We start from the raw sequence: 25591 nt of genomic DNA, 5'->3' as shown, positions 1-25591 counted from the left end.
TCGTTTGTTGACGCGGGCGAACTCGCGCGCGCATGCCTCTGGACCCTTCGCGCGGCCCGGTGTAACCAAGGGCTTCCACGAAGGGCGGTACGGTATGGCACGCGTACGGTACGGAGCACGCACCGAGGCGGAGATCGCCGCGGCCCGCGCAGCCGGTTCCCGGCTCCCCGACATCTGGTCCACCGGCGTGAGCGCCGTGTGGGAGAGCGATCCTGACGCGGTGGCGGCCGTACTCCCGCCGCCGCTCAAGCCCACCGAGCGGCCTCTTGTACGCGCCGCAGTCAGCCACGTCGACCTGCCCGGCTATCCCCTCGGCGCGGGCTCCGTGGCGGTCGCCGCGCTGCACGACGGGCACGCGGGCTGGTACCCCCTGGTCATGCCGATGACCCATGAGCGCGCCCTGATCGGCGGACGTGAGGTGTTCGGCGAGCCGAAGAAGCTGGGCGAGGTGACCGTCGAACGCGAAGGGCCGGTCGTACGGGCCGTACTCGCCCGGCACGGCATCGCCTTCTTCGAGGTGAGGGGAGTGGTGGACGGACCCCTTCCGCTGCCCCGGCCGGCCGACAAGCTCGACTTCTACTTCAAGTTTCTGCCCGCCGTGGACGGTCAGGGCTTCGACGCCGACCCCGTACTCGTCCACTGCACGCGCCATGAGGAGTTCCGCCGGCTCGAAAGCATCACCGGCGATGTGGTGCTGCGCGAGTCGCGCTACGACCCCGTCGCCGACCTTCCCGTACGCCGCGTCGTGGACATCACCATCGGCGAGAAGACCAGCGACCAGAAGGGCCGGATCGCCGAGCGGGTGAGCGCGCGGGCCCTCCTCCCGTACATCCATCAGCGCTACGACGACCCCCTCCAGATCCTCGACGGGCCGCCCGAGGGGAATGTCCGGTGAAGCTGACGGCAGGACAGGTCGCCGTCGTCACGGGCGCGGCGAGTGGTATCGGCCGGGCGATGGCGCGGCGGTTCGCGGCGGAAGGGCTGAAGGTCGTCCTCGCCGACATCGAGGAGGAGGCGCTGCGCAAGGCCACCGACCAACTCGCCGAGGAAGGTGCCCAGGTGCTGGCCCACACCGTCGACGTCGGCGACCGGGCGTCCGTGGAGGCCCTGTCGGACGCCGCGTACGACACCTTCGGCGCCGTCCATGTGCTGTGCAACAACGCGGGCGTCGGCTCCGGCGCCGAGGGCCGGATGTGGGAGCACGAGCCCAACGACTGGAAGTGGGCCTTCGCCGTCAACGTCTGGGGCGTCTTCCACGGCATCCAGGCCTTCGTGCCGCGCATGCTCGCGAGCGGCGAGCCGGGCCATGTCGTCAACACCTCATCGGGCGACGGCGGGATCGCGCCGCTGCCCACCGCCTCCGTGTACGCCGTCACCAAGGCGGCCGTCGTGACGATGACCGAGTCCCTGTACGCGCACCTTCGGGCGGAGCACGCGCGCGTGGGCGCTTCCGTCCTGTTCCCCGGGCCGCACATGCTGCGCACCGGACTGTGGGAGTCGCACCGCAACAGGCCCGAGCGGTACGCCAAGGAGCGCCCGCGCAAGAGCCCGTACCGCAGCCTCGGCCAGTGGGAGACGGCGATGCGGGAGGCCGGGCACGAGGTGACGTTCACACCGGTGGAGGAGGTCGCCGCGTTCGTCGTGGAGTCGATCCGCGCGGACCGGTTCTGGATGCTGCCGGCGGGCGAGCACAGCGACCGGCAGATCCGCGCGCGGTCGCAGTCGATGCTCGACCGGGCCAACCCGTCGTACCTGGAGAGCTTCATTCTCGACTGAGAGAACTGAGGGATGCGTGATGTCAGAAACGGATCCGTACCTGATCATCTCCTCCGACTGCCACGCCGGACTGCCCACCGAGGAGTACCGGCCCTACCTGGACCGCGCGTTCCACCGCGACTTCGACGAATTCCTCGCCGGGCGCGACGCCCGCCGCGAGGCGATGACCCGGCTGGGCATACGTAACGAGGCCTTCGCCGACAAGTGGTTCAGCGACAACGAGGAGGGGCTGCGAGGCGGCTGGGACGCCACCCAGCGGCTCAAGGAACTCGACGGCGACGGTGTGGCGGCCGAAGTCGTCTTCCCCGACGCGGACGCCGTCGACAGCCGCACCGCGGCGCCCTTCGGAGTGGGCCTCGGGCTCTCCGGCGACCAGGACCCGGGCCTCGGCATGGCGGGCGCGCGGGCGCACAACCGCTGGCTCGCCGAGTTCGTGGCGCAGAACCCGCGGCGCCACTGCGGGGTCGCCCTGCTGCCCGTGACCGGCGAGACGGACCGGGTCGTCGCCGAGATCCACCGCGCCAAGGAGTCCGGGCTGGGCGCGCTGATGATCCCCTCGATGTGGGTGGACAAGGAGCCGTACCACGACCGGCGTTACGACCCCGTCTGGGCCGCCGCCGCCGAGACCGGCATGCCGGTGGTCACCCACTCCGGCGCGGCTCCGCGCCATGAGTACGGTGACCACCTGGGCATCTACGTCTCCGAGGTCACCTGGTGGCCGGCCCGCCCGCTGTGGTTCCTGCTCTGGTCCGGGGTCTTCGAGCGCCACCCGGGCCTGAGGTTCGGCGTCGCCGAGTCCGGCTGCTGGTGGCTGCCCAATCTCCTCTGGTTCATGGACCGGCTCTACCTCGGCGCGCACGGCGGAAAGAAACTGTCGCCGTTCGCGGAGCTGAAACGGCCGCCGAGCGAGTATCTCGACCGGCAGGTCTTCATCTGCGCGACCAACACCAAACGGCGCGAGCTCGCCCAGCGGTACGAGATCGGCGTCGACAACATCCTCTGGGGCAGCGATTTCCCGCACCCCGAAGGCACCTGGCCGAAGACGGGGGAGTGGCTGCGGAACACTTTCCATGACATTCCGGTCGCCGAGACGCGCCGCATGCTGGGCCTGGCGGCGGCGGAGGTCTTCGGCTTCGACGTGGAGTCGTTGGAACCGATCGCCCGGCGGATCGGTCCGAGCCCCGCCGAACTGGGCCAGTCCGCCGACCAGCGGTCCGTGGAAGCCTCCTGGGCGAGGTCGCGCGCGGTGGGCCGCCACTGGCTGACCGACCACGACTTCCCGGTCCTGGGAGCCTCCTCATGAGCCACGAGCACTACACCGTCATCTCGGCCGACTGCCACGCCGGGGCCGATCTCCTCGACTACAAGCCGTACCTGGAGAAGAAGTACCACGACGACTTCGACGCCTGGGCAGCCACGTACATCAATCCGTACGAGGACCTGCTCGCCGACACCGCCGACCGCAACTGGAACTCCGAGCGCCGCGTCAGCGAGCTGGAGGCGGACGGCATCGTCGCCGAGGTTGTCTTCCCCAACACCATCCCGCCCTTCTTCCCCAGCGCCTCACTGATGGCTCCGGTCCCGACGCGGGAGGACTACGAGCAGCGCTGGGCCGGGCTGCGCGCCCACAACCGCTGGCTCGCCGACTTCTGCGCGGCCGTCCCCGGGCGTCGCGCCGGCGTCGCGCAGATCCTGCTCAACGACGTCGGCGATGCGGTACGGGAGATCCGCCGGACCAGGGAAGCGGGGCTCACCGGCGGGATCATGCTGCCCGGCACACCACCGGGCTCCGGCCTGCCCGAGCTGTACTCGCGTACGTACGACCCGATCTGGGCGGTCTGCGACGAACTCGGCATACCGGTCAACCACCACGGCGGTTCGGCGTCCCCGCCACTGAGGGAGGAACCGGCGGCCCGCGCGGTGTTCATGGTGGAGACCACCTGGTTCTCGCACCGCGCCCTGTGGCACCTGATCTTCGGCGGGGCCTTCCGCCGCCATCCGGCCCTGAAGCTGGTCCTCACCGAACAGGGCTCGGGCTGGATCCCGGGCGTGCTGGAGATGCTGGACTACTACCACGACCGGCTCGTCGCGGCAGGCTCGCCCGCCGCCCCCGCCCCCGCCCCCGCCACCGCCGAGTCCAAGTTCGGCGCGGGGCTCGCCGCGTCGATGGGCAAGGGCCCGAGCGAGGTGTGGCGCGACAACTGCTTCGTCGGCGCGAGCTTCATGCGCCCGCACGAGGTGCCGCTGCGCGACCGGATCGGCCTCGACAAGATCATGTGGGGCAGCGACTACCCGCACGACGAGGGCACAGCCCCGTACTCCCGCGAAGGCCTCCGCATCGCCTACGCGGATCTGCCCCGGGCCGAGGTCGCGGCGATGACCGGCGGCAACGCCGCCCGCGTCTACGGCTTCGACCTCGGCCTCCTCGACCCGATCGCGGCACGGGTCGGCCCGACGGTGGAGGAGCTGGCAGAGCCGTTGCGGGAGATCCCGGCGGACGCGACGAGCCCGGCGTTCGCCCGGGGCGGGTCGGTGCGCGTCTGGTGACAGCCCTCAGAGCCGACCATACTTGTCGGTAACAACGTCTAGCCGCAGCCGGACCGCCGCCTCTACGGTGCACCCATGCCGAATCTGCCCGATGTCGTGCTGTGGTCGATACCCGCCTTCGTGCTGCTCACCGTCCTGGAGCTGGTGAGCTACCGGCTCCATCCCGACGAGGACGCCGCGGGCTACGAGACCAGGGACGCCGCCACCAGCATCGGCATGGGGCTCGGCAGCCTCGCCTTCGACCTGCTGTGGAAGATCCCCATCGTCGCGATCTACACCGCGGTCTACGAGCTCACCCCCGCCCGGGTGCCCGTCCTGTGGTGGACGGTCCTGCTGATGCTGCTCGCGCAGGACTTCCTGTACTACTGGTCGCACCGGGGCCACCATGTCATCCGCATCCTGTGGGCCTGCCATGTCGTGCACCACTCCAGCCGGAAGTTCAACCTCACCACCGCGCTGCGCCAGCCCTGGACGACCCTGACCGTCTGGCCGTTCTATGTGCCGCTCATCGCGTGCGGGGTGCATCCGGCGGCGCTGGCGTTCTGTTCGTCCGCCAACCTCGTGTACCAGTTCTGGGTGCACACCGAGCGGATCGACAAGCTGCCGCGCCCCTTCGAGTACGTACTGAACACGCCGTCCCACCACCGGGTGCACCACGCCTCCCAAGGCGGCTATCTGGACCGGAACTTCGGCGGGATCCTGATCGTCTGGGACCGGCTCTTCGGGTCGTTCGCGCCCGAGACCGAGCGGCCCGTCTTCGGGCTCACCAAGAACATCGAGACGTACAACCCGCTGCGGGTCGCCACGCACGAGTACGCGGCGATCGCCCGGGATGTACGGGCGGCCCGCAGCTGGAGCGAGCGCGCCGGGCGCGTGTTCCGCGGGCCGGGCTGGCAGCCGAGGCCTTCCAGGGATGGTGAGTTCGTGGGACGCGCTCAGGAGGGCGGCGCGGCGTGAGCGGGGACGGCGGACCCGGACCCGGGCACACTGCGGACTCGCCTCGCGGGCGCTGTCACGACGTCTGGGCCTGCCACCTGCGGGGCTCCGGTGGCCGAGGCCGACGTGGAGCGTGCCCGTGAGGGCGGGTGGGTGGCGGGAGTCGGCGTACGAATCCTGCCGACGCCGACAGGCACCGCGCGGGTGGCCGTTGCGGCGGCACCGGCCCCCGGGGGACACGGGACCGGGACTGCGGCAGTCCACGCCCGGGTGCCCGGCCGGCGCGGGGTCCGTGGGCCTCGACGTGGAGTGTGCCCATGAGCGCCGGTGGGTGGCGGGGGTCGGGCGTACGAATCCTGCCGACGCCCACGCCCGGGTACCCGGCCGGTGCGGGGGCCCGGCAGACCTGGCGGCTCCGAGGGCCGGGACCGGGGGCCGGGCCGCTGATACGGCGTCCTGGGCTGGCGGCCGCCTTCCAGCCCGACTGCGGGGCCCCAGTGGTCGACACTGACGTGGAGCGCGCCCTATGAGCGCCGGTTGGTGGCGCGAGCGGGGCGTACGAGCCTTGCCGACCCGCGCCACCACCCCGACCGCCGCCTCGCCGCAACTGCTCTACGCCGCCTTCCTCCTCGCCGTCGCCGCCGACCTGGTCTTTCTCGCCGTCGGCTCGGACACCGGGCACCTCGTCTGCAAGCCGCTGCTCATGCCGCTGCTCGCGGCGTACGCGGCGGTGTGCCACGCACCCCCGCTGCTGCTCGCGGCGCTGCTCTGCGGCTGGGGCGGCGATGTCTGCCTGCTCGCCGACGCGGAGTGGGCGTTCCTCGTCGGCATGGGTTCCTTCGCCGCCGGGCACGTCTGCTATCTGCTGCTCTTCCGCCCGCTCCTGAAGCCCGCCCGTACGTCGCCGCTGTCGGCCGCCGGATACGGTGCCGCCCTCGTCGTCACCGTCGCGCTCCTGTGGGGTGACCTCCCCGCCGAACTGCGTATCCCCGTCGCCGGATACTCGCTCCTGCTCACCGCCGTGGCCCTCGGGGCGAGCGGCCTCGGGCTGCGTGCGGGTGCGGGCGGTGCGCTGTTTCTGCTCTCCGACACGCTCATCGCGAGCGGTGTCGCCGATTGGCCGCAGCCGCCCGTACCCGACTTCTGGATCATGCTCACCTACAGCGCGGCCCAGCTGCTGCTGGTCACCACGTGGGCGCGTCCGTTCCCCAAAGACCCGGTGGGCGCGACCAGTTGACCGGACCGCCGGTGAAGGAGACCGCGGGGAGGGCGTGGCGCAGCCGCCCCATCGGGCCGTCCGTCTCCGTGAGCCACGGCCCGGGGTCGTACGCCGACGCTGCCTTCTCCTGGGCGGGGCCGGCGAGGCCGTTCACCAGCCAGGCCGCGGTCTGAGCGAGCGCGAGGCGCACCAGCCTGGCCCCGCCCTCCTCGTGCTGCTCGGTGAGCGCGCGCAGTACGCCCGCCGCCAGCAGATACCCGGTCCCGTGGTCCAGGGCCTGGGCAGGGAGCACACCGGGCCGCTCCTCGGCGCTGTCGGCACCCTCGGCACCCTCGGCGCTCTCGATCGCGGCGATGCCCGTGGCCACCTGCACCAGGCTGTCGAAGCCGCGCCGCTCGCCCCAGGGCCCGTACCGGCCCCACGCGGAGAGCTGGGCGACGACCAGCCCGGGGCGGCGGGCGGCGAGGGCCTCGGGGGTGAGGCCGAACCGGTCCAGGGCGCCCGGCCGGTAGCCCATGACGACCACATCGGCGTCGGCCAGCAGTTCGTCGAAGAGTCGTCGGTCGCCCGGGTCGCCGAGATCGAGCCGCGTCGAACGCTTGCCCATCCCCGTGTCGTTGTGCGCCTCCTGACTCTCCGGAAGCTGGGGAGCGTCGATGCGCAGCACATCCGCGCCGAGCAGCGCGAGCGTACGGGTGGCGACGGGCCCGGCCAGCACACGGCTGAGGTCCAGGACCCGCAGCCCGGCGGCAGGCAGCAGTACGTCTCCGGTCAAATCGGGGAGCCTGCGCGGTGACTGCGGGCCCGCCTCAGCGACCGGTGCGATCGTCAGCAGCGGCGCGGCGGCGGCCAGCGCCCCCTGCGCGTGCGCCGCCCACTGCTCCGGCCCCCGTGCCGCCACGGCGAGCCCGCCCGCCGCGTACACCGCCTCCTCGACCTCCGCCGCCCCGCGTCCGCCGATCGCCTCCGCGACGGCATCCACGCCCGCGTCGCCGGGCAGCCCGAGAGCGGTCAGCAACCGGGCCCTGTGGTGCGGGTAGTTGGCGTGCGTACGGATCCAGCCGTCGGAGGCCCGCCAGAAGCGCGACAGCGGGGCGAACGTCGTCCACGGCCGGCCGTCGACCCGTACCAGCCGGTCGCTCAGGAACGCCGCGGTCACGGCCCCGTCATCGACCCGTACGGGCGGGACCGGCCCGCCGGTGCGGCGCGCGGCGAGCTCGGCGGCGGCCAGCGAGCAGACCGCCACACAGGAGCGCGCAAGCTCCATGACGGGCAGTTGTGCGGGCAGCCCGCCCGTGCCTTCGTACCGGACGCGGTCGAGGAGAGCGGGATCGCCGCCGAGGGCCGCCCACGCCTGGGCCGTACCGCTCGGAGCCGTACCACTCAGTGATGTGTGAACCATCCACGCACTATGGCAAAGGGGGCCGGACGCGGCACTCCGCGTCCGGCCCCCTTGCCTACGCAAGAGCGCTATTACCGGAGTTACCGGCGAACCGCGTCCAGAGCGTCGGCGACGCCCGTTCCGTAGAACGCGTTGTCGCGCGTGCTGCCCTCGCACACCGCGTCGACAGTGCCGTCACTGTTGATGTCGTACGGGTTGGTGCACGCGGTGTCGTCCGCCTGCTTGTAGAGCAGCGCCTTCACCAACGCCGGAGGGGCGTACAGGTGAGTCGACTTGATCAGTGCCACCACGCCCGCGACATGCGGGGAAGCCATCGACGTACCGGCCTTGTAGCCGTACCCGCCGCCCGGCAGCGTCGACAGGATCCGGCCGTCCACAGCCGGAGCGTCCGGCTTCTGGAAGGCGGTCGAGTCGCCGCCCGGCGCGGAGATGTCGATGACGCCGAGGCCGTAGTTCGAGAACGACGACTTCAGGTTCTTCGCACCCAGAGCCGACACGGTCACCACACCCGACATCTGGGTCGGGATGTCCAGGCACTCACTCGGGTCGATGACCCGCTCGACCGGAGTGGTGTCGTTCGGGCTCGTCGTGTCCGTGAGCTCGTCGGCCGCGAGGTCCATCCGCGAGTTGCCGGCCGCCGCGACGTTCACGGCGCCCTTGCGCTCCGCATACCGCAGCGCGCGGGCGTGCGCGTCGATCAGGGCGCTCTGGTCCGGGTCGTTCTTGCAGTTGAACAGCCACGGGTCGGTGTAATAACTGTTGTTCGTCACATCCACGCCGTGCTCGGCGGCCCAGATGAAGCCGCAGACGACAGCCTCGGTGTAGAAGAAGCCGTCGGGCTGAGACACCTTGATGCCGGAGACCTTCACGCCCGGCGCGACGCCGGTGACGCCGACGCCGTTCTTCGCCGCGGCGATCGTGCCCGCGACATGCGTGCCGTGGTCGCTCTCGCCGGGACCCGGACGCCATGCGCCGTCCGCCGTGTTCGGTACGCCGCCCACGCAGCTGACCGACGCCGCGCGGTCGAAGTTCGGCGCGAGGTCCGGGTGGGTGTCGTCGACACCCGTGTCGATGACCGCGACCGTGACCTTCTTGCTGCCCAGCGACTTCTCGTGGGCCTTGTCCGCCTTGATGGCGGGCAGGTCCCACTGCAGAGGCTCCAGCGGGTCCTGGCCGGCCTCCGCCTGCGCCGCCGCGGTCCTGGCCTCCTGGGCCGTGAGCGGGCGCTCCGACTCGATGGCCGTGTCGGACGCCGCGAGCAGCGGGGCCGTACGCGTGGCACCGGCCGACTCGACGCCCCGTACCTTACGGATCGTCTTGGCGAAGTCCGGGTTCTGCGAGTGGACGACGATGACGCCTATCTGGTCATAGGCGATCACCACCGAGCCGCCGGCCTTGGCAATCGCCTTCTTGACCGACTTGGCGGTGGCGTAACCGCCCTTCACGTTCACGACATACGACAGCTTCGGGCCGTCGGTCGCCACAGCGGCGGGTATGTCCTCCGCGGGGGTCGCCGAGGCGGCTCCCGCCGGAAGGAAACCGAGCGAGGCTGTGAGCGCCAGACCGGCGGGCAGAGCAAGTGCGCGCCGCCGTCTGGATCCCAGATGAGCCATGGGTTCTCCACATCATCCGTGACAACCGCCCACACACGGTACGAGTGGGCGGGTACATGACGAATGAAGCTATCGCCGATCATGCTGGCTCATCAATGCGTTCGAGAAGAAATTCGAGAAGAAACACGCAAGAAATGGGCCGATGTTGAACCGGCCCGGTGTGGACTACGTGTCGTTGGCAGGGGGAGGGAGCAACATCAAACCGTCCCCACCGTGAGGTCCTCTTGTCCCAGTCCAACCACACCGCGCCCGCGTCGCGAGGAGATTCCGTGGCCACCGATGCACCGCCGCCCGAGGGCGGTACGGACACCACCACCCCCGCCCAGCCCACGACAGCGTCCTACGTCGAGGTGCAGGAGAGTGCGGAATTCGGCGAACTGCGCCGCGTATACCGCTCCTTCGCCTTCCCCCTGACCGTCGCCTTCATCGCCTGGTACCTGCTTTACGTCCTGCTGTCCAACTACGCGGGCGGCTTCATGGGCACCAAGCTCTTCGGCAACATCAACGTGGCCTTCGTCTTCGGTCTCGCCCAGTTCGCCACCACCTTCCTCATCGCCTGGCTCTACTCGCGGCACGCCGCCGTGAAGCTCGACCCGAAGGCGGAAGCGATCAAGTCCCGTATGGAGGCCGACGCATGAGCGCCGCGTACGCCGCGTATCCAACCATCCAGCTCGCCGCCGCGGGCGACGCGAGCGAACACCGGCCGCTGATCATCTCGCTCTTCGCGTGCTTCGTCGTCGCGACCCTGTTCATCACCGTATGGGCGGGCCGCCAGACCAAGAGCGCCGCCGACTTCTACGCGGGCGGCCGGCAGTTCACCGGCTTCCAGAACGGCCTGGCGATCTCCGGCGACTACATGTCCGCCGCGTCCTTCCTCGGCATCGCCGGCGCCATCGCCCTCTTCGGCTACGACGGCTTCCTCTACTCCATCGGATTCCTGGTGGCCTGGCTGGTCGCGCTGCTGCTGGTCGCCGAGCCGCTGCGCAACTCCGGCCGGTACACCATGGGCGACGTCCTCGCGTACCGCATGCGCCAGCGCCCGGTCCGTACCGCCGCGGGCGTCTCCACCATCGTGGTGTCGATCTTCTATCTGCTTGCCCAGATGGCAGGCGCGGGCGTGCTCGTCTCGCTGCTGCTCGGCATCACCACCGACGCGGGCAAGGTTGTCATTGTCGCCCTGGTCGGCATCCTGATGATCCTGTACGTGACCATCGGCGGGATGAAGGGCACCACCTGGGTCCAGATGGTCAAGGCCGTCCTGCTCATCGCGGGCACCCTGCTCGTCACCTTCCTGGTGCTGCTGAAGTTCAACTTCAACGTCTCCGACCTGCTGGGTTCGGCGGCCGAGAACAGCGGCAAGGGCGCGGCCTTCCTGGAGCCGGGACTGAAGTACGGTCTCACCCCGACCACCAAGCTGGACTTCATCTCGCTGGGTATCGCGCTGGTCCTGGGCACGGCGGGCCTGCCGCACATCCTGATCCGCTTCTACACCGTCCCGAGCGCCCAGGCCGCCCGTAAGTCGGTGAACTGGGCGATCGGCATAATCGGTGGCTTCTACCTGATGACCATCGCGCTCGGCTTCGGCGCCGCGGCGCTGCTCAAGCCCGAGGACATCATCGCCTCCAACAAGGCGGGCAATACGGCGGCTCCACTGCTCGCCATGGAAATCGGCGGCGGCGGAGACTCCGCGGGCGGCGCGATCCTGCTTGCCGTGATCTCCGCGGTCGCCTTCGCCACCATCCTCGCGGTGGTCGCGGGCCTGACCCTGGCGTCGTCCTCGTCGTTCGCGCACGACATCTACGCCAATGTCATCCGCAGGGGCAAGGCCACCGAGAAGGAAGAGGTCCGCGCCGCCCGCTGGGCGACGGTCGCCATCGGCATCGTCTCCATCGCGCTCGGCGCGCTGGCCCGCGACCTGAACGTGGCGGGCCTGGTGGCGCTCGCCTTCGCGGTCGCCGCCTCGGCGAATCTGCCGACGCTCCTCTACAGCCTGTTCTGGAAGAAGTTCACTACGCAGGGCGCCCTGTGGTCCATCTACGGCGGTCTGACCTCGTCCGTGGTGCTGGTGCTGTTCTCGCCGGTCGTCTCGGGCAAGCCCACCTCGATGTTCAAGGACGCGGACTTCTACTGGTTCCCGCTGGAGAACCCGGGCATCGTCTCGATTCCGCTGGGCTTCCTGCTGGGCTGGCTCGGCACGCTCATCTCCAAGGAGAAGCCCGACACGGGCAAGTACGCGGAGCTTGAGGTCAAGTCCCTCACCGGCACCGCGGCGCACTGACCGAATCAGGGCGCGGTCACCTCGTACGAATCCGTGGGACTCCACGGACTCTGCGAGGTGACCGCGCCCTTTCTCGTGCCCAGGGGCCCCCTGGCTGTCAGAGCCCTGGCGTAGGCTCGAACGCATCGAATCAGATAATCGATCAGCCAATCAGGGAGGGGCCCCACAGTGCTCATCGACACTTACGGCCGTGTGGCCACTGACCTGCGTGTCTCGCTCACCGACAAGTGCAATCTCCGGTGCACGTACTGCATGCCGGAAGAGGGCCTTCAGTGGCTGGGCAAGTCCGAGCTGCTCTCCGACGACGAGATCGTCCGGCTGATTCGCATAGCCGTCACCGATCTCGGCATCACCGAGGTCCGGTTCACCGGCGGGGAGCCGCTGCTCCGGCCCGGTCTGGTCTCCATTGTCGAGCAGTGCGCGGCGCTGACGCCCCGCCCCCAGATGTCCCTGACGACCAATGGCATAGGTCTCAAGCGCACGGCGACTGCCCTCAAGGCCGCCGGCCTGGACCGGGTCAATGTCTCGCTCGACACGCTGCGCCCCGACGTCTTCAAGACGCTGACCCGCCGCGACCGGCACCAGGACGTCCTGGACGGCATGGCCGCGGCGCGCGACGCGGGCCTGAGCCCGGTCAAGGTCAACGCCGTGCTCATGCCGGGGCTCAATGACGACGAGGCCCCCGAGCTGCTCGCCTGGGCCGTGGAGAACGAGTACGAGCTGCGCTTCATAGAGCAGATGCCGCTCGACGCCCAGCACGGCTGGAAGCGCGACGGCATGATCACCGCGGGGGACATCCTGCAGTCCCTGCGTACGCGCTTCACCCTCACCGAGGAGGGCGACACGGAGCGCGGCTCCGCGCCCGCCGAGCGCTGGCTGGTGGACGGCGGACCGCAGCGGGTCGGCGTCATCGCCTCCGTCACCCGGCCGTTCTGCCAGGCCTGCGACCGCACCAGGCTCACGGCGGACGGTCAGGTCCGCACCTGTCTGTTCGCGCGCGAGGAGACGGACCTGCGCGGAGCGCTGCGCTCGGACGCGCCGGACGAGGAGATCGCCCGCCTGTGGAAGCTGGCGATGTGGGGCAAGAAGGCGGGCTCGGGTCTCGACGACCCGACGTTCCTGCAGCCCGACCGGCCGATGTCGGCGATCGGCGGCTGATCCGGAGCGGCTGATCCCTAGCTCCGGAGCTCCGAAGCCCGGGCGGGCTCTATCCGGAGCCGGGGCTCTGCTCCCGTTCGTCCCACTGCGGGAGCGTCACAACATCCTTGAGGAAGCCGCGCAGGTCGAGGAAGTGGGAGAGATGCTCGCGATGCTCGTCGCAGGCGAGCCAGGTCTTGCGGCGCTCGGGAGTGTGCAGCTTCGGGTTGTTCCACGCGAGGACCCAGACGGCGTGGGCGCGGCAGCCCTTCGCGGAACAGATCGGGGTCTCGTCACTCACTCTTACGCCTTACCGTCCGTACGGAAAAGGTGACCACATGGCGACGCCGGGCAGCCACGGGGGGAGCTGCCCGGCGTCGGTCCGTCGCTCCGACGGGGGATGCGGAGCGCCTACGAAGTATGTCACGGGGAGTGGGGTGTGGTGCACCGGAACTTCATGATTGATCTGAGCTTTTCTTGAGCTTTGCGCGCATGCTGGATTCAGCTCTGCCCGGTCCCTTGTTGGTCCCGCTCGGTGTTTCCGGCATTCGGCTCGGATTCCCCGGAGACATGCGTGGAAACCGGTGCGGAAGCGGAAGCGGATCCAGCCGTGGACATCGGCGAGATCATCGGCCGGGAAGGCGCGGGCAGGAACGTCGAAGGCAGCGATGGTGTGTTCTCCCGGCCGCCGTTGGCGATAACCACGGCGATGTACGGAAGAAGAACCCCGATCACCAGCGCCACAATCGCCACATGGCGTTGTACGTCCCACAGAACGGCGGCGAGAACCACCGCCACGGTGCGCACCAGCATGGAGATCACATAGCGGCGCTGTCGCTTGCGTACATCGTCCGCCAGGCCCTGCCGGGCGCCCGTGATCCGGAAGACCTCCGCGGTGCCATGCTTCCGCGCCACGCCAACCACCCGATTTCCTGTCGGACGCTCCCCGGTCCGTACCTTTTCCACGGTACGCCGCGCCTGCGGCGGCTACGAGAGCGGGGCGGTCGGGGAGTGTCCCGGCTGCGCCGTACCTCGTATGGCCGCACACAGCATGCGCTGTAGGGCGGCCGAGCCGAGACTGACGGCATACGGCGGACGAGGAGGCAGCCATGGGCTGGTTGTGGGCGATCATTGTGGGATTGGTGCTGGGCCTGCTCGCGAAGGCGATCATTCCCGGCAAGCAGCACCTTCCCCTGTGGCTGACGACCATTTTGGGCATCGGCGGTGCCCTTCTGGGCAACTGGCTTGCGCGAGGGGTCGGCATCGAGGAGACCGAGGGCATCGACTGGGGCCGCCACGTGCTGCAGGTCGTGGCGGCCGTGGTCCTCGTGTTCCTGGGCGATATGGCCTACAACTCGATGAAGGGCAAGCGCAGACACAGAGTGTGAGCCGGTACGGCCGGGGTACGGCGACGGCCGGGGTGGGCAATCACGCCCACCCCGGCCGTCTCCACGTCACCCGGCAGCGACCTCGACCGCGGCCAGGCTCTTCTTGCCCCGGCGCAGCACGAGCCACCGGCCGTGCAACAGCTCGTCCCCCGCCGGAACGGCGTCCTCGGCGGCCACCTTCACGTTGTTCACGTACGCCCCGCCCTCCTTCACCGTGCGGCGCGCCGCCGACTTGCTCGGCGAGAGACCGACCTCGGCGAACAGGTCCACGACCGGGCCGAGCTCGGCGACCAGGGCGTGCGGCAGCTCCGAGAGCGCCGCCCGCAGCGTCGGCTCGTCCAGATCCGCCAGCTCGCCCTGCCCGAACAGCGCCTTCGACGCCGCCACCACGGCCGCGCACTGGTCGGCGCCGTGGACCAGCGTTGTCAGCTCCTCGGCCAGCGCCCGCTGGGCCGCCCGCGCCTGCGGCCGGTCCACCGTCAGCTGCTCCAGTTCCTCGATCTCCTCGTGGGACCTGAAGCTGAAGAGCCGCAGGAACTGGGAGACATCCCGGTCGTCCGCGTTCAGCCAGAACTGGTAGAAGGCGTACGGCGTGGTCCGCTCCGGGTCGAGCCAGATCGTGCCGGACTCCGTCTTGCCGAACTTCGTACCGTCGGCCTTGGTGATCAGCGGGGTGGCGATGGCGTGCACGCCGGCCTCGGGCTCGACCCGGTGGATCAGGTCGGTGCCCGCGGTGAGGTTGCCCCACTGGTCGCTGCCGCCGGTCTGCAGCGTGCAGCCGTACCGCCGGTACAGCTCCAGGTAGTCCATGCCCTGCAGGATCTGGTAGCTGAACTCGGTGTAGCTGATGCCCATGTCGGAGTTCAGCCGCCGGGCGACTGCCTCCTTCGTGATCATCTTGTTGACCCGGAAGTACTTGCCGACATCGCGCAGGAAGTCGATCGCCGACAGCCCCGCCGTCCAGTCCAGGTTGTTGACCATGGTCGCGGCGTACGGCCCCTCGAAGTCCAGGAACCGTTCGATCTGCTCCCGCAGCCGCACCACCCAGTTCGCGACGACCTCGGGCGCGTTCAGCATGCGCTCGGAGTTCGGCTTCGGGTCGCCGATCAGCCCGGTGGCGCCGCCGACCAGACCCAGCGGCCGGTTCCCCGCCAGCTGGATCCGGCGCATGGTGAGGATCTGGACCAGGTTGCCGAGGTGCAGGCTCGGCGCGGTCGGGTCGAAGCCGCAATAGAACGTGACGGGACCGTCCGCGAACGCCTTGCGCAATGCGTCCTCGTCAGTGGAGAGGGCAATCAGCCCACGCCACTGCAGTTCATCGACGATGTCCGTCACTTCTCTCGCGTCTCCTTCGGTACCTGCGATGTGCTTGCGATGCGCTTGCGATGTGCTCGCAGACTCCTTTGAGGTTATACGCCCTGGCTGACTGAACTCATATTGAAATCCGGGATGCGGAGTGCGGGCATCGCCGCCCGCGTGAACCAGTCGCCCCACTCGCGCGGCAGCGTCTTCTCGGTACGGCCCGCCTCGGTGGCCCGCGACAGCAGATCGACCGGTGATTCGTTGAAGCGGAAGTTGTTCACCTGGCCGACGACCTCGCCGTTCTCCACGAGATAGACACCGTCCCGGGTCAGCCCGGTCAGCAGCAGCGTCGCGGGATCCACCTCGCGGATGTACCAGAGGCAGGTCAGCAGCAATCCGCGATCAGTGCCCGCCACCATTTCCTCCAGCGAACGCTCACCGCCGCCGTCCAGAATCAGATTGCCGGTCCCGGCCGCGACCGGCAGCCCCGTCAGCCCGGCGGTGTGCCGGGTGGTGACCAGGTGCTCCAGCTTTCCGGCGCGTACCCAGTCCGTGGCCGACAGCGGCAGACCGTTGTCGAACACCGAGGCGTCGTCGCCGGAGGAGTGCGCGATCACAAAAGGCGCGGACTCCAGACCGGGTTCGTGCGGATCGCTGCGCAGGGTCAGCGGCAGCGGGGAAAGCGTCTCGCCGACCCGGGTGCCGCCGCCCGGCTTGGAGAAGACCGTACGGCCCTCCGCCGCGTCCCGAGCCGCGGACGACCACAGCTGGTAGATCAGCAGATCCGCCACGGCGGTCGGCGGCAGCAGCGTCTCGTACCTGCCCGCGGGCAGGTCGGTACGGCGCTCCGCCCAGCCGAGCCGTACCGCGAGCTCCGCGTCGAGGAGACCGGGGTCCACGTCCTTGAAGTCCCGTGTGGAGCGGCCCGCCCAGGCGGAGCGCGAGCGGTCCGGCGATTTGGCGTTGATCTCCAGCGTGCCGACGGGCTGGTCGTGGCGCAGCCGCAGCCCCGTCGACGTACCGAGGTAGGTCGAGGTCACCTCGTGGTTGGCGAAGCCGTACAGCTCACGCCCGCCGGCCCTGGCCCGGGCGAAGGCCTCGCCGAGCGCCGGCGCGAAGTCCCCGAAGACGGCGGACGAGGTCTCGGCGGGCGCGTCGGTGAAGTCCGGGGACGCGGGGACTCCCGTGACGAGCGGCTGGGCGTCCTCGGCGGGCTCGCTGCCCCGGGCGGCGGCCTCCGCGGCGCGTACCAGCGGCTCAAGATCCTCCGCGGTGACGGCGGACCGGGTCACGACACCGGCGGCGGTGCCCTTGGCGCCGTCGACGGTGGCGATCACGGTGAGCGTGCGCCCGCGGGTGACGCCGTTGGTGGTGAGGGTGTTGGCGGCCCAGCGCAGATTGGCGGAGGAGTGCTCGTCGGCGATGACGACACAGTTGTCGGCGGTGGACAGTTCGAGGGCCCGCTCGACGATCTCGTACGGCTTGCTGCTGTTCCGGCTCATCGTCCGGCCTCCTGCGTGGTGTTGAGGATGTTCACGCCCCGGAACAGGGCCGACGGGCAGCCGTGGGAGACCGCGGCGACCTGGCCCGGCTGGGCCTTGCCGCAGTTGAAGGCCCCGCCGAGCACGTACGTCTGCGGGCCGCCGACCTGCTCCATCGAGCCCCAGAACTCGGTGGTCGTCGCCTGGTACGCCACATCGCGCAGCTGGCCGGCCAGCCGGCCGTTCTCGATCCGGAAGAAACGCTGTCCGGTGAACTGGAAGTTGTAACGCTGCATGTCGATCGACCACGACCGGTCGCCGACCACATAGATCCCGCGCTCCACGCCGCCGATCAGGTCCTCCGTGGAGAGCCCGCCGGGGTCGGGACGCAGCGAGACGTTCGCCATGCGCTGCACCGGCACATGGCTGGGGGAGTCCGCGTACGCGCAGCCGTTGGACCGCCCCAGACCCGTCAGCTTCGCGATCCGCCGGTCCAGCTGATAGCCGACGAGTGTGCCGTTCTTGATCAGGTCCCAGGACTGCGCCTCGACGCCCTCGTCGTCGTAACCGACCGTGGCGAGCCCGTGCTCGGCGGTCCGGTCGCCCGTCACATTCATCACGGACGAGCCGTAGGCCAGCTTCCCGAGCTTGTCCAGGGTGGCGAAGGAGGTCCCGGCGTACGCCGCCTCATACCCCAGCGCCCGGTCCAGCTCGGTGGCGTGGCCGATCGACTCATGGATGGTCAGCCAGAGATTCGACGGGTCGACCACCAGGTCGTAGCGCCCGCCCTCGACGCCGGGCGCGCGCATCTTCTCGGCCAGCAGCTCCGGGATCTGCTCCAGCTCGGCGTCCCAGTTCCAGCCGGCACCCGTCAGATACTCCCAGCCACGGCCCGCCGGCGGCGCGATCGTGCGCATCGAGTCGAACTCGCCGGTCGTGTCGTCGACGGCGACGGCGGTCAGCTGGGGATGCAGCCGCACCCGCTGCTGGGTGGTGACGGTGCCCGAGGTGTCCGCGTAGAACTTGTTCTCCTGGACCGTGAGCAGCGAGGCGTCCACATGCGCGACGCCGTCCGCCCCCAGCAGCCGCCTGCTCCACTCCGCGAGCAGCGCCGTCTTCTCCTCGTCGGGCACCTCGAACGGATTGATCTCGTACGACGAGACCCAGCTCCGCTCCCCGTGCACCGGCTCCGGGGCCAGCTCCACCCGCTCCTCGGAGCCCGCCGCCGCGATCACCTTCGCGGAGAGCTTCGCCATCGCGACGGCCTGGCCCGCGACCCGCGCGACGGCGTCCATCGTCCGGTCGACCCCGGAGGCGAAACCCCAGGCGCCGCCGTGCACCACCCGTACCGCGTACCCGAGGTCCGTGGTGTCCGAGGATCCGGCGGGCCTGGCGTCGCGCAGCCGCCAGGACGCACTGCGTACGCGCTCGAAGCGGAAATCGGCGTGCTCGGCGCCGAGAGCGCGCGCCCGGGCGAGCGCCGCGTCGGCGAGCGCGCGTAGCGGCAGTGCTACGAATGTCTGATCCACCTGATGGGCCACGAAGGGCTCCCTTTCTCTCAAGGTGCTTCGGAGTGAACCATGCCGCGACTCGGCCCTGACGGGCCACACATTCTCAGTTGAGGAAGATGATCGCCCGGGGACCGCTCCGGCGTCGCACTACCTACGGGAGGCTGCTTGGGCGGAGCCACGAGCGAGCCAATCTGTAGGGACCCGACAGTGACTGCGGGTAGGCGCTGTCAGGGACCAGTTCTTCGTAAGCAAGGGTGGACCGATAGATTTTCTATGTGCCAGACAGCTACCAGAAGGGTGAACCGTTGAGCCGCTCGGTTCTCGTCACCGGAGGAAACCGGGGCATCGGCCTCGCGATCGCCCGCGCTTTCGCCGACAACGGCGACAAGGTCGCCATCACCTACCGCTCCGGTGATCCGGAAGCCCTCGAAGGAATGGGGTTCCTCGCGGTGCGGTGCGACATCACCGACAGCGAGCAGGTGGAGCAGGCCTACAAGGAGATCGAGGAGAAGCACGGTCCGGTCGAGGTGCTGGTGGCCAACGCCGGCGTCACCAAGGACCAGTTGCTGATGCGGATGTCCGAAGAGGACTTCGTCTCCGTCCTCGACACCAACCTCACCGGGGCCTTCCGGGTCGTCAAGCGCGCCAACCGCGGCATGCTGCGCGCCAAGAAGGGCCGCGTCGTGCTGCTCTCCTCCGTCGTTGGGCTGATGGGCTCGGCGGGGCAGGCCAACTACGCCGCGTCCAAGGCAGGTCTCGTCGGCTTCGCCCGTTCCCTGGCTCGTGAGCTCGGCTCGCGGAACATCACGTTCAACGTCGTCGCCCCCGGATTTGTCGACACCGACATGACCCGGGTGCTCTCCGAGGAGCAGCGCGCGGGCATCGTCGCCCAGGTGCCGCTCGGCCGCTACGCGCAGCCCGATGAGGTCGCCGCCGCGGTGCGCTTCCTCGCCTCCGACGACGCCTCGTACATCACTGGAGCCGTCATCCCCGTTGACGGCGGATTGGGCATGGGTCACTGATCACATGAGTGGAATCCTCGCCGGCAAGCGCATTCTCGTCACGGGCGTCCTCACTGAGGGGTCCATCGCCTTCCACGCCGCCAAGGTGGCGCAGGAGGAAGGCGCGGAGGTCATCCTCACCGGCTTCGGCCGCCTCACTCTGGTGGAGCGCATCGCCAAGCGGCTGCCCAAGCCCGCTCCGGTCATCGAGATGGATGTGACCAATCAGGAGCACCTGGACAGCCTCGCGGCCAAGATCAGCGAGCACGCCAGCGACGACTCGGGCCTCGACGGCATCGTGCACTCGATCGCCTTCGGCCCGCAGGGCGCGTTCAACTTCCTGGAGGCCAGCTGGGAGGACGTCTCGACCGCCGTGCACGTCTCGGCGTACTCCTACAAGTCGCTCACCATGGCCTGCCTGCCGCTGATGAAGCGTGGCGGCTCGGTCGTCGGCCTCACCTTCGACGCGACGATCGCCTGGCCCAAGTACGACTGGATGGGCGTGGCCAAGGCGGCACTGGAGTCCACCAACCGCTACCTCGCCCGCGACCTGGGCGCCCAGAACATCCGCTGCAACCTGGTCTCGGCCGGTCCGCTCAAGTCGATGGCCGCGAAGTCCATCCCGGGCTTCGAGCAGCTCGCGGACGTGTGGAACCACCGCGCCCCCATCGGCTGGGACCTGTCCGACCCGGAGCCCGCGGGCCGCGGTGTCGTGGGTCTGCTGTCGGACTTCTTCCCGCGTACGACGGGCGAGATCGTCCACGTCGACGGCGGCGTGCACATGATGGGCGCCTGAGCCCTCGTACTCGTAACTCGTAACTCGTACGGAAACGACGCCCCGGTCCCCGCTCCGCGCGGGGACCGGGGCGTCGCCCGTTCGGCCCACGGAGCGCGCGGGACGGCGCGGGGGCGGCGAGGCTGGAGAGGCAATCCCCCTTGAGGTGCCGCCGCGGCCCACCGGGCCGCAGTACAGCCGAGGAGGTCCTGCTTGTGCGTACGACCTGCTGCTCCGCCTCCTGGTGCTCAGCCTCCGCCGCCGCGCTGGCCGCGGTGACAGTCCTGCTGTGGACGACGCCGGTCGCCGTTGGCCGCCCGCTGCCTCCGGAGAAGCCGCCGTCGTACGAGGCCGACTGCGGAGCCTTCGTCGACGGCTCCCGGGCCATCGCGTACTGCCACAACCCCTACCCCGTGACCGACCGCGTCCGGCTGCACGTCGAGTGCGAGCGCTGGTGGGACGTCGACGCGGACAGCGCGCCCGTCGAGATCGACCCGGCCGGGTACGCGCGGCTCACCGAGCGGTGCTGGAAGGAGGTACGCGCGGTCTGGGTCAGCCACCAGTCCCTGCGGGGTTCCGCGGGCGCAGACACATGAGGGCGTAGCTCGCCGCCTCCGCTGCCGCCGCTTCGCCTTCGCCCGCGCGGATCGCGTCGACCAGCACGGAGTGGTCCATATGGTTCTCCGGGCGCAGCTCGCCGCCGACGTCGTCGCGCAGCCAGTGGCGCAGCACATCGCCCAGGTCGGCGTAGAGCTCGGTCAGCACCTCGTTGTGCGAGGCGGCCACCACCGCCAGATGGAACGTCGTGTCCGCGGCGACGAAGTCCTCCACGACACCCGTGGACCACGCCGCCTCGCGGCGGGCGAGCAGGGTGTCCAGCTGCGCCAGATCGCGGTCCGTGCGCCGCTGCGCCGCGAGCCTGGCGGCCGAGGACTCAAGGGTGGAGCGGAGTTCGGCGATGTGCCGGGGGTCGGCGTCGGCGAAGCGGCGGTGCATGACTCCGGCCAGCTCGCTGGTGGCGATGACGTACGTCCCTGAGCCCTGCCGGATGTCCAGCAGGCCATTGTGCGCGAGCGCGCGTACCGCCTCGCGGACGGTGTTACGGGCTACGCCCAGCTGCTCGACGAGTTCCGGTTCGGTGGGGATCCGGGAGCCGACCGGCCACTCGCCCGAGGTGATCTGGTTCCGCAGCTGGGCGATCACCTGGTCGGAGAGGGCGGAACGCCGGGGTGAGGTCAGCGCCATGGAGCTCCTTCTCGCGGCATTGGACAACCAATCATCCCATGATTCTATGATGGATTCATGCCTGACGAGACCGATACCGATACCGATACCGACATCAAGACCGACATCAAGCCCGTGTCCCAGCGCCCTGCCGCGGCCGGCTCTCCGGCCGCGCGGCCCTCCGTCTGGCTCACCCGGCTCGTGGTGGCCGGGATCGTCCTCGCCGCGCTCAACCTCCGCCCCGCGATCACCAGCCTCGGCGCGCTGCTGGAAGAGGCGCGGGTTGGGCTGCACATGAGCGGCAGCGTGGCCGGTGTCCTCACCTCCGTACCGCCGCTCTGCTTCGCGATCTTCGGGATCGCGGCGCCCCGGCTCGCCCGCCGCTTCGGCTCCGGCGCCGTCGTCTGCGCGGGCATGGCCGCCATCGCGACCGGGCTGCTGATCCGGCCCTTCGCCGGCGGCACGGCCGGTTTCCTCGCCGCCAGCGCGCTCGCGCTGATGGGCATCGCCGTCAGCAACGTCCTGATGCCGGTGATCGTCAAGCGGTACTTCCCCGACCGCGTCGGCTCCATGACCGGGCTCTACTCGATGGCGCTGGCACTCGGCACCGCAGCAGCCGCCGCCGTGACCGTGCCCGTGACGCAGGCGCTGGGCGGCAGTTGGCGGCTCGGCCTCGGGATCTGGGCGGTCCTGGCCGCTCTGGCCGTACTGCCCTGGCTCGGGCTGGTCCGCGACCGCGGGGCCGCCGCGCACACCGAGGCGCACACCGGGGCGCATACGGAGGCGCATACGGAGGCGCGGGCGCCGGGCGGGCAGGCGTCGGCCGGGCAGGCACCGGTCACGGCTCCCCGGATCACCCGGTCTCCCACCGCCTGGGCGCTCGCCTGCTACTTCGGCCTCCAGGCCACCGGCGCGTACATCACCATGGGCTGGATGCCGCAGATCTTCCGCGACGCGGGAGTCCCGGCATCCACCGCCGGTGTGCTGCTCGCCGTGATCATGGTGATGGGCGTGCCGCTTGCCTTCGTCATCCCGCGACTGGCCACCCGGATGAAGACCCAGGGGCCCATCGTCGTCGCACTCGCCCTGTGCGGACTGACCGGCTACGCGGGCCTGCTCCTCGCGCCCGCGGCCGGAGCCTGGGTCTGGGCGGTACTGCTGGGCATCTCCAACTGCTCGTTCCCGCTCGCCCTCACCATGATCGGCATGCGGTCGAGGACCGGCGCCGGTGTCGTACGGCTCTCGGCCTTCGCGCAGTCCACCGGCTATCTGATCTCGATCCCCGGCCCGCTGCTGGTGGGCGTGGTCTACCAGCACAGCGGCGGCTGGGAGCTGCCGATCGGGCTGATGGCGGGGCTGCTGCTGCCGCAGATCGCCATGGGTGTGCTGGCCGGACGGGACCGGAGGATCGAGGACGAATGCTGAGATGCGAGACTGGCGCCATGCCTGTCCTCGACCCGAACCCCCAGAACGGCCAGAAGAAGCTCCTCCTCGTGTTCGGAGCGATGATCGCCATTACGGTGGTGATCGGCGTGATCGCGTCCATCGCCTCACCCTGACGCGGGCGTTGAGCGCCCGCCCGCGGCCTCCATGGTGGTGCTGGCACCACCATCCCCTAGGGGGCCAGGGTCAGGGTGAAGTGGGTAGTTCACCGGATGGGCCCGCGAACCGGTGATCCGTAGATTTGTGGCATCAACCGCAGACCTGCAGACCTACGGAGGCGGCCATGTCGGCCCACGCGCACACCCGGTCCCACCCCCAGGCCTCGGGCAGCGTCGGCACCCGGCTGCCGTGGTGGGCCCTCGCGCTGCCCATGCTCGCCTTCGTCGTCCTGCTCCTGCTGATAGCGGACTCCGGCCATGCGCAGGCGGCGGCCGGTGACCCGGCGCACGATCCGGCGGTCGGCCAGCTCTTCGAGCGCGTCCAGGAGACACTGTCCCGCTGACAGCCCGCCGAGACGGATTCACCTCCCTGGCGGCTCAGGGCCGGCTCGCACCGGCCCCGCAATGGCCCCGCGCCGACTCTGCGGTGGCCCCGCGTGGGCTCCGTAACCCCACGCCTGTTGCTTCATTTCATGCGAAGCTGGGGTGCATGAGTGCCGCTGTGTCTTCCGGGGGTACACCCCCAGGAACCCCCGAATCCCGCAGGCTCGTCCTCCTCCGGCATGCGAAGGCCGACTGGCCACAGGTGTTGGACTATGAGCGTCCGCTCGCCGAGCGCGGTCGCAAGGACGCCCCGGTGGCCGGCCGCAAACTGGCCGATACCGGTATCGCCTTCGACCTGGCTCTGTGCTCGACCGCAGCCAGGACCCGCGAGACCTGGAAGCTGGCGGTGCACGAGCTGCCGCACCGGCCCAGGACGGTGTACGAGGAGCGGCTGTACGAGGCGACTCTCGGCGATCTGCTCGCGCTGCTCAACGAGACCCCGGACGAGGTGACCAACCTCCTCGTCATCGGCCACAACCCCGGCATGGAGGCGCTCGCGGACGCCCTCACGGCCAGGGCGGAGGGCGACGCGCTGGCCAGGATGACGCAGCGCGGCTTCCCGACGGCGGCGCTCGCGGTCATCGGCTTCAGCGGTTCGTGGAAGTCCCTGGAGCACGGCGTGGGCACGCTGCTCGATTACTGGGTGCCGCACCCGTAAGCCCCTGCGAGCCCCTGCGGCCTCTGCTGCTTCTGTCAGGTAAGTGAAACGGCCCCGGTGCGGAGAGCGCGCCGGGGCCTTCGTACGTACGTGGGTCTGGTCCGTCCGTCAGTGCTCCGCACCCTCGTCGTCGGCCGCCTCGACCTCTTCGCGGGTGATGCCCAGCAGGTAGAGAACCGTGTCGAGGAAAGGCACATTGAGTGCGGTGTGGGCGGCCTGGCGGACTATGGGCTTGGCGTTGAAGGCGACGCCGAGACCCGCCGCGTTGAGCATGTCCAGGTCATTGGCGCCATCGCCGATCGCGACGGTCTGCGCGAGCGGAACGCCCGCCTCGGCGGCGAACCGGCGCAGCAGCCTGGCCTTGCCCGCGCGGTCGACGACCTCGCCGACGACGCGGCCGGTGAGCTTCCCGTCCACGATCTCCAGCGTGTTCGCCGAGGCGAAGTCAAGCCCGAGCCGCTGCTTGAGGTCATCGGTGACCTGCGTGAATCCGCCCGAGACGACGCCCACTTGGTAGCCGAGCCGCTTGAGCGTACGGATCAGGGTGCGGGCGCCGGGGGTCATCCTGACCTCCGCCCTGACCTTCTCCACGGCGGAGGCGTCGAGCCCCGCCAGCAGCGCCACGCGCGCGTGCAGCGACTGCTCGAAGTCCAGCTCCCCGCGCATGGCGGCGGCGGTGACCTCGGCGACCTCGTCCTCACACCCCGCGTGCGCGGCGAAGAGCTCGATGACCTCGTCCTGGATGAGCGTCGAGTCCACGTCCATGACGACCAGACGCTGGGCACGCCGGTGCAGTCCGGCCGACACGACGGCCACATCGACGCCGATCTTGTGCGCCTCGATGGCCAGCGCGGTGCGCAGCGGCGCGGTCTCCGTACCGGACACCGCGAACTCCACGGCGGTGACGGGATATTTCGCGAGCCGGAAGATCCGGTCGATGTTCCCGCCGATGGCGGTGATCCGCCCCGCTATGGCGGCGGTCGACTCGGCGGTGAGCGGATGCCCGAGCACGGTGACATGGGAACGCCCGCTGCCGCGCGGCCGGTTGTCGCCGGTGCCCGAGATGATCTCGGCCTGGAGTTTGAGCGACTCGGCCCAGCTGTGCACGGTGGCCCGCAGCTCACCCTCGGTGGTCCCACCGGCGGTGGGCGAGGTGACAAGCGCGCAGAGGACGAGACGGCCTCGGGAGACGACCTGCTCGATATCGATGACGTCGACGGAGTAGGCGGCGAGGGTGTCGAAGAGCCCGGCGGTGATCCCGGGACGGTCCTTGCCGAAGATCTTGACGAGAAGGGTGGGGATGTCGGGGGTCTGCGATGCGCTCATGGTGTGTCCACCGTATAGGGAGGGGGTGCGGG

26 protein-coding genes are annotated in these 25591 nt (G+C 70.0%); 17 read left to right on the top strand and 9 right to left on the bottom strand.

Features of this window, described 5'->3' with window-relative positions:
• The first annotated feature begins 94 nt into the window (after positions 1-94).
• The 6 genes from ACIHCQ_RS13990 (at position 95) to ACIHCQ_RS13965 (ending at position 6496) form a co-directional block, all read left to right on the top strand.
• Positions 95-895: an acetoacetate decarboxylase family protein gene (locus ACIHCQ_RS13990; RefSeq protein ID WP_399661563.1), complete on the top strand. Its 801-nt coding sequence runs from the start codon at positions 95-97 to the stop codon at positions 893-895.
• A complete protein-coding gene (locus ACIHCQ_RS13985) occupies positions 892-1776 on the top strand; it encodes an SDR family NAD(P)-dependent oxidoreductase (protein WP_399661561.1) in 885 nt (294 codons plus the stop codon). The genes ACIHCQ_RS13990 and ACIHCQ_RS13985 overlap by 4 nt, the downstream gene beginning before the upstream one ends.
• 19 nt (positions 1777-1795) lie before the next feature.
• Positions 1796-3079: an amidohydrolase family protein gene (locus ACIHCQ_RS13980; protein ID WP_399661559.1), complete on the top strand. Its 1284-nt coding sequence runs from the start codon at positions 1796-1798 to the stop codon at positions 3077-3079.
• Entirely contained in the window at positions 3076-4323 is a 1248-nt protein-coding gene (locus tag ACIHCQ_RS13975) for an amidohydrolase family protein (RefSeq protein ID WP_399661557.1), read from the top strand. The genes ACIHCQ_RS13980 and ACIHCQ_RS13975 overlap by 4 nt, the downstream gene beginning before the upstream one ends.
• Positions 4324-4398: 75 nt before the next feature.
• The gene (locus ACIHCQ_RS13970; RefSeq protein ID WP_399661555.1) at positions 4399-5280 is read left to right on the top strand and encodes a sterol desaturase family protein; all 882 of its coding nucleotides are present in this window, start codon (positions 4399-4401) and stop codon (positions 5278-5280) included.
• Between the two features lie 505 nt (positions 5281-5785).
• Positions 5786-6496 carry a lysoplasmalogenase gene (locus ACIHCQ_RS13965; RefSeq protein WP_399661553.1) on the top strand — a complete coding sequence of 237 codons (711 nt, stop codon included), beginning with the start codon at positions 5786-5788 and terminating at the stop codon, positions 6494-6496.
• On the opposite strand, the gene ACIHCQ_RS13960 is transcribed toward ACIHCQ_RS13965, so the two are convergent.
• Positions 6444-7880 (bottom strand): CoA transferase, encoded by a 1437-nt coding sequence (locus ACIHCQ_RS13960; protein ID WP_399661551.1) that lies wholly within the window; start codon positions 7878-7880, stop codon positions 6444-6446. The genes ACIHCQ_RS13965 and ACIHCQ_RS13960 overlap by 53 nt on opposite strands.
• An 80-nt stretch (positions 7881-7960) precedes the next feature.
• Positions 7961-9493 (bottom strand): S8 family peptidase, encoded by a 1533-nt coding sequence (locus ACIHCQ_RS13955; RefSeq protein ID WP_399661549.1) that lies wholly within the window; start codon positions 9491-9493, stop codon positions 7961-7963.
• A gap of 269 nt (positions 9494-9762) precedes the next feature.
• On the opposite strand from ACIHCQ_RS13955, the gene ACIHCQ_RS13950 reads away from it, so the two are divergent.
• From ACIHCQ_RS13950 to moaA, 3 genes are all read left to right on the top strand, one after another.
• Complete coding sequence (locus ACIHCQ_RS13950) at positions 9763-10131, top strand: DUF485 domain-containing protein (RefSeq protein ID WP_399661547.1); 369 nt, start codon at positions 9763-9765, stop codon at positions 10129-10131.
• The gene (locus ACIHCQ_RS13945) at positions 10128-11771 is read left to right on the top strand and encodes a cation acetate symporter (protein WP_399661545.1); all 1644 of its coding nucleotides are present in this window, start codon (positions 10128-10130) and stop codon (positions 11769-11771) included. Before ACIHCQ_RS13950 ends, ACIHCQ_RS13945 begins: the two co-directional genes overlap by 4 nt.
• A gap of 168 nt (positions 11772-11939) precedes the next feature.
• Entirely contained in the window at positions 11940-12929 is a 990-nt protein-coding gene (gene moaA / locus ACIHCQ_RS13940) for a GTP 3',8-cyclase MoaA (protein ID WP_399661543.1), read from the top strand.
• A gap of 49 nt (positions 12930-12978) precedes the next feature.
• Here the strand turns inward: moaA and ACIHCQ_RS13935 are convergent, their stop codons facing one another.
• Complete coding sequence (locus tag ACIHCQ_RS13935) at positions 12979-13209, bottom strand: hypothetical protein (RefSeq protein WP_399661541.1); 231 nt, start codon at positions 13207-13209, stop codon at positions 12979-12981.
• Positions 13210-13409: 200 nt separating this feature from the next.
• A complete protein-coding gene (locus ACIHCQ_RS13930) occupies positions 13410-13823 on the bottom strand; it encodes a DUF3099 domain-containing protein (RefSeq protein ID WP_399661539.1) in 414 nt (137 codons plus the stop codon).
• 194 nt (positions 13824-14017) lie between these two features.
• On the opposite strand from ACIHCQ_RS13930, the gene ACIHCQ_RS13925 reads away from it, so the two are divergent.
• Positions 14018-14296, top strand: a complete 279-nt coding sequence (locus ACIHCQ_RS13925) for a GlsB/YeaQ/YmgE family stress response membrane protein (RefSeq protein WP_399661537.1) — start codon at positions 14018-14020, stop codon at positions 14294-14296.
• A 66-nt stretch (positions 14297-14362) separates the two neighbouring features.
• On the opposite strand, the gene tyrS is transcribed toward ACIHCQ_RS13925, so the two are convergent.
• From tyrS to ACIHCQ_RS13910, 3 genes are all read right to left on the bottom strand, one after another.
• Entirely contained in the window at positions 14363-15631 is a 1269-nt protein-coding gene (tyrS, locus tag ACIHCQ_RS13920) for a tyrosine--tRNA ligase (protein WP_399661535.1), read from the bottom strand.
• Between the two features lie 74 nt (positions 15632-15705).
• Entirely contained in the window at positions 15706-17100 is a 1395-nt protein-coding gene (locus ACIHCQ_RS13915) for a metallopeptidase TldD-related protein (RefSeq protein WP_399661533.1), read from the bottom strand.
• Positions 17097-18620, bottom strand: a complete 1524-nt coding sequence (locus tag ACIHCQ_RS13910; RefSeq protein WP_399661531.1) for a TldD/PmbA family protein — start codon at positions 18618-18620, stop codon at positions 17097-17099. Before ACIHCQ_RS13910 ends, ACIHCQ_RS13915 begins: the two co-directional genes overlap by 4 nt.
• Before the next feature lie 275 nt (positions 18621-18895).
• Between ACIHCQ_RS13910 and fabG the strand changes: the two genes are divergently transcribed.
• From fabG to ACIHCQ_RS13895, 3 genes are all read left to right on the top strand, one after another.
• A complete protein-coding gene (gene fabG / locus ACIHCQ_RS13905; protein ID WP_399662019.1) occupies positions 18896-19612 on the top strand; it encodes a 3-oxoacyl-[acyl-carrier-protein] reductase in 717 nt (238 codons plus the stop codon).
• A 4-nt stretch (positions 19613-19616) separates the two neighbouring features.
• Complete coding sequence (fabI, locus tag ACIHCQ_RS13900) at positions 19617-20387, top strand: enoyl-ACP reductase FabI (protein WP_399661530.1); 771 nt, start codon at positions 19617-19619, stop codon at positions 20385-20387.
• Between the two features lie 194 nt (positions 20388-20581).
• The gene (locus ACIHCQ_RS13895; protein WP_399661528.1) at positions 20582-20962 is read left to right on the top strand and encodes a hypothetical protein; all 381 of its coding nucleotides are present in this window, start codon (positions 20582-20584) and stop codon (positions 20960-20962) included.
• Here the strand turns inward: ACIHCQ_RS13895 and ACIHCQ_RS13890 are convergent.
• Positions 20919-21611: a FadR/GntR family transcriptional regulator gene (locus ACIHCQ_RS13890; RefSeq protein WP_399661526.1), complete on the bottom strand. Its 693-nt coding sequence runs from the start codon at positions 21609-21611 to the stop codon at positions 20919-20921. The two genes, ACIHCQ_RS13895 and ACIHCQ_RS13890, sit on opposite strands and share 44 nt — an antisense overlap.
• A 57-nt stretch (positions 21612-21668) precedes the next feature.
• On the opposite strand from ACIHCQ_RS13890, the gene ACIHCQ_RS13885 reads away from it, so the two are divergent.
• From ACIHCQ_RS13885 to ACIHCQ_RS13870, 4 genes are all read left to right on the top strand, one after another.
• Positions 21669-23015, top strand: a complete 1347-nt coding sequence (locus ACIHCQ_RS13885) for a CynX/NimT family MFS transporter (protein ID WP_399661524.1) — start codon at positions 21669-21671, stop codon at positions 23013-23015.
• A 17-nt stretch (positions 23016-23032) separates the two neighbouring features.
• Positions 23033-23149 carry an SGM_5486 family transporter-associated protein gene (locus tag ACIHCQ_RS13880; protein WP_399661522.1) on the top strand — a complete coding sequence of 39 codons (117 nt, stop codon included), beginning with the start codon at positions 23033-23035 and terminating at the stop codon, positions 23147-23149.
• A 167-nt stretch (positions 23150-23316) separates the two neighbouring features.
• Complete coding sequence (locus ACIHCQ_RS13875; RefSeq protein ID WP_399661520.1) at positions 23317-23535, top strand: hypothetical protein; 219 nt, start codon at positions 23317-23319, stop codon at positions 23533-23535.
• A gap of 146 nt (positions 23536-23681) precedes the next feature.
• Positions 23682-24233: a SixA phosphatase family protein gene (locus tag ACIHCQ_RS13870; RefSeq protein WP_399661518.1), complete on the top strand. Its 552-nt coding sequence runs from the start codon at positions 23682-23684 to the stop codon at positions 24231-24233.
• Positions 24234-24341: 108 nt separating this feature from the next.
• Here the strand turns inward: ACIHCQ_RS13870 and serB are convergent, their stop codons facing one another.
• Complete coding sequence (gene serB, locus ACIHCQ_RS13865; RefSeq protein ID WP_399661516.1) at positions 24342-25559, bottom strand: phosphoserine phosphatase SerB; 1218 nt, start codon at positions 25557-25559, stop codon at positions 24342-24344.
• Positions 25560-25591: the final 32 nt, after the last annotated feature.

This window comes from Streptomyces sp. NPDC052236 (assembly GCF_044548015.1).
Classification (GTDB): domain Bacteria; phylum Actinomycetota; class Actinomycetes; order Streptomycetales; family Streptomycetaceae; genus Streptomyces.
Note: the sequence above shows the minus strand (reverse complement) of the source record. Positions and strands in the feature narration are given on the sequence as shown.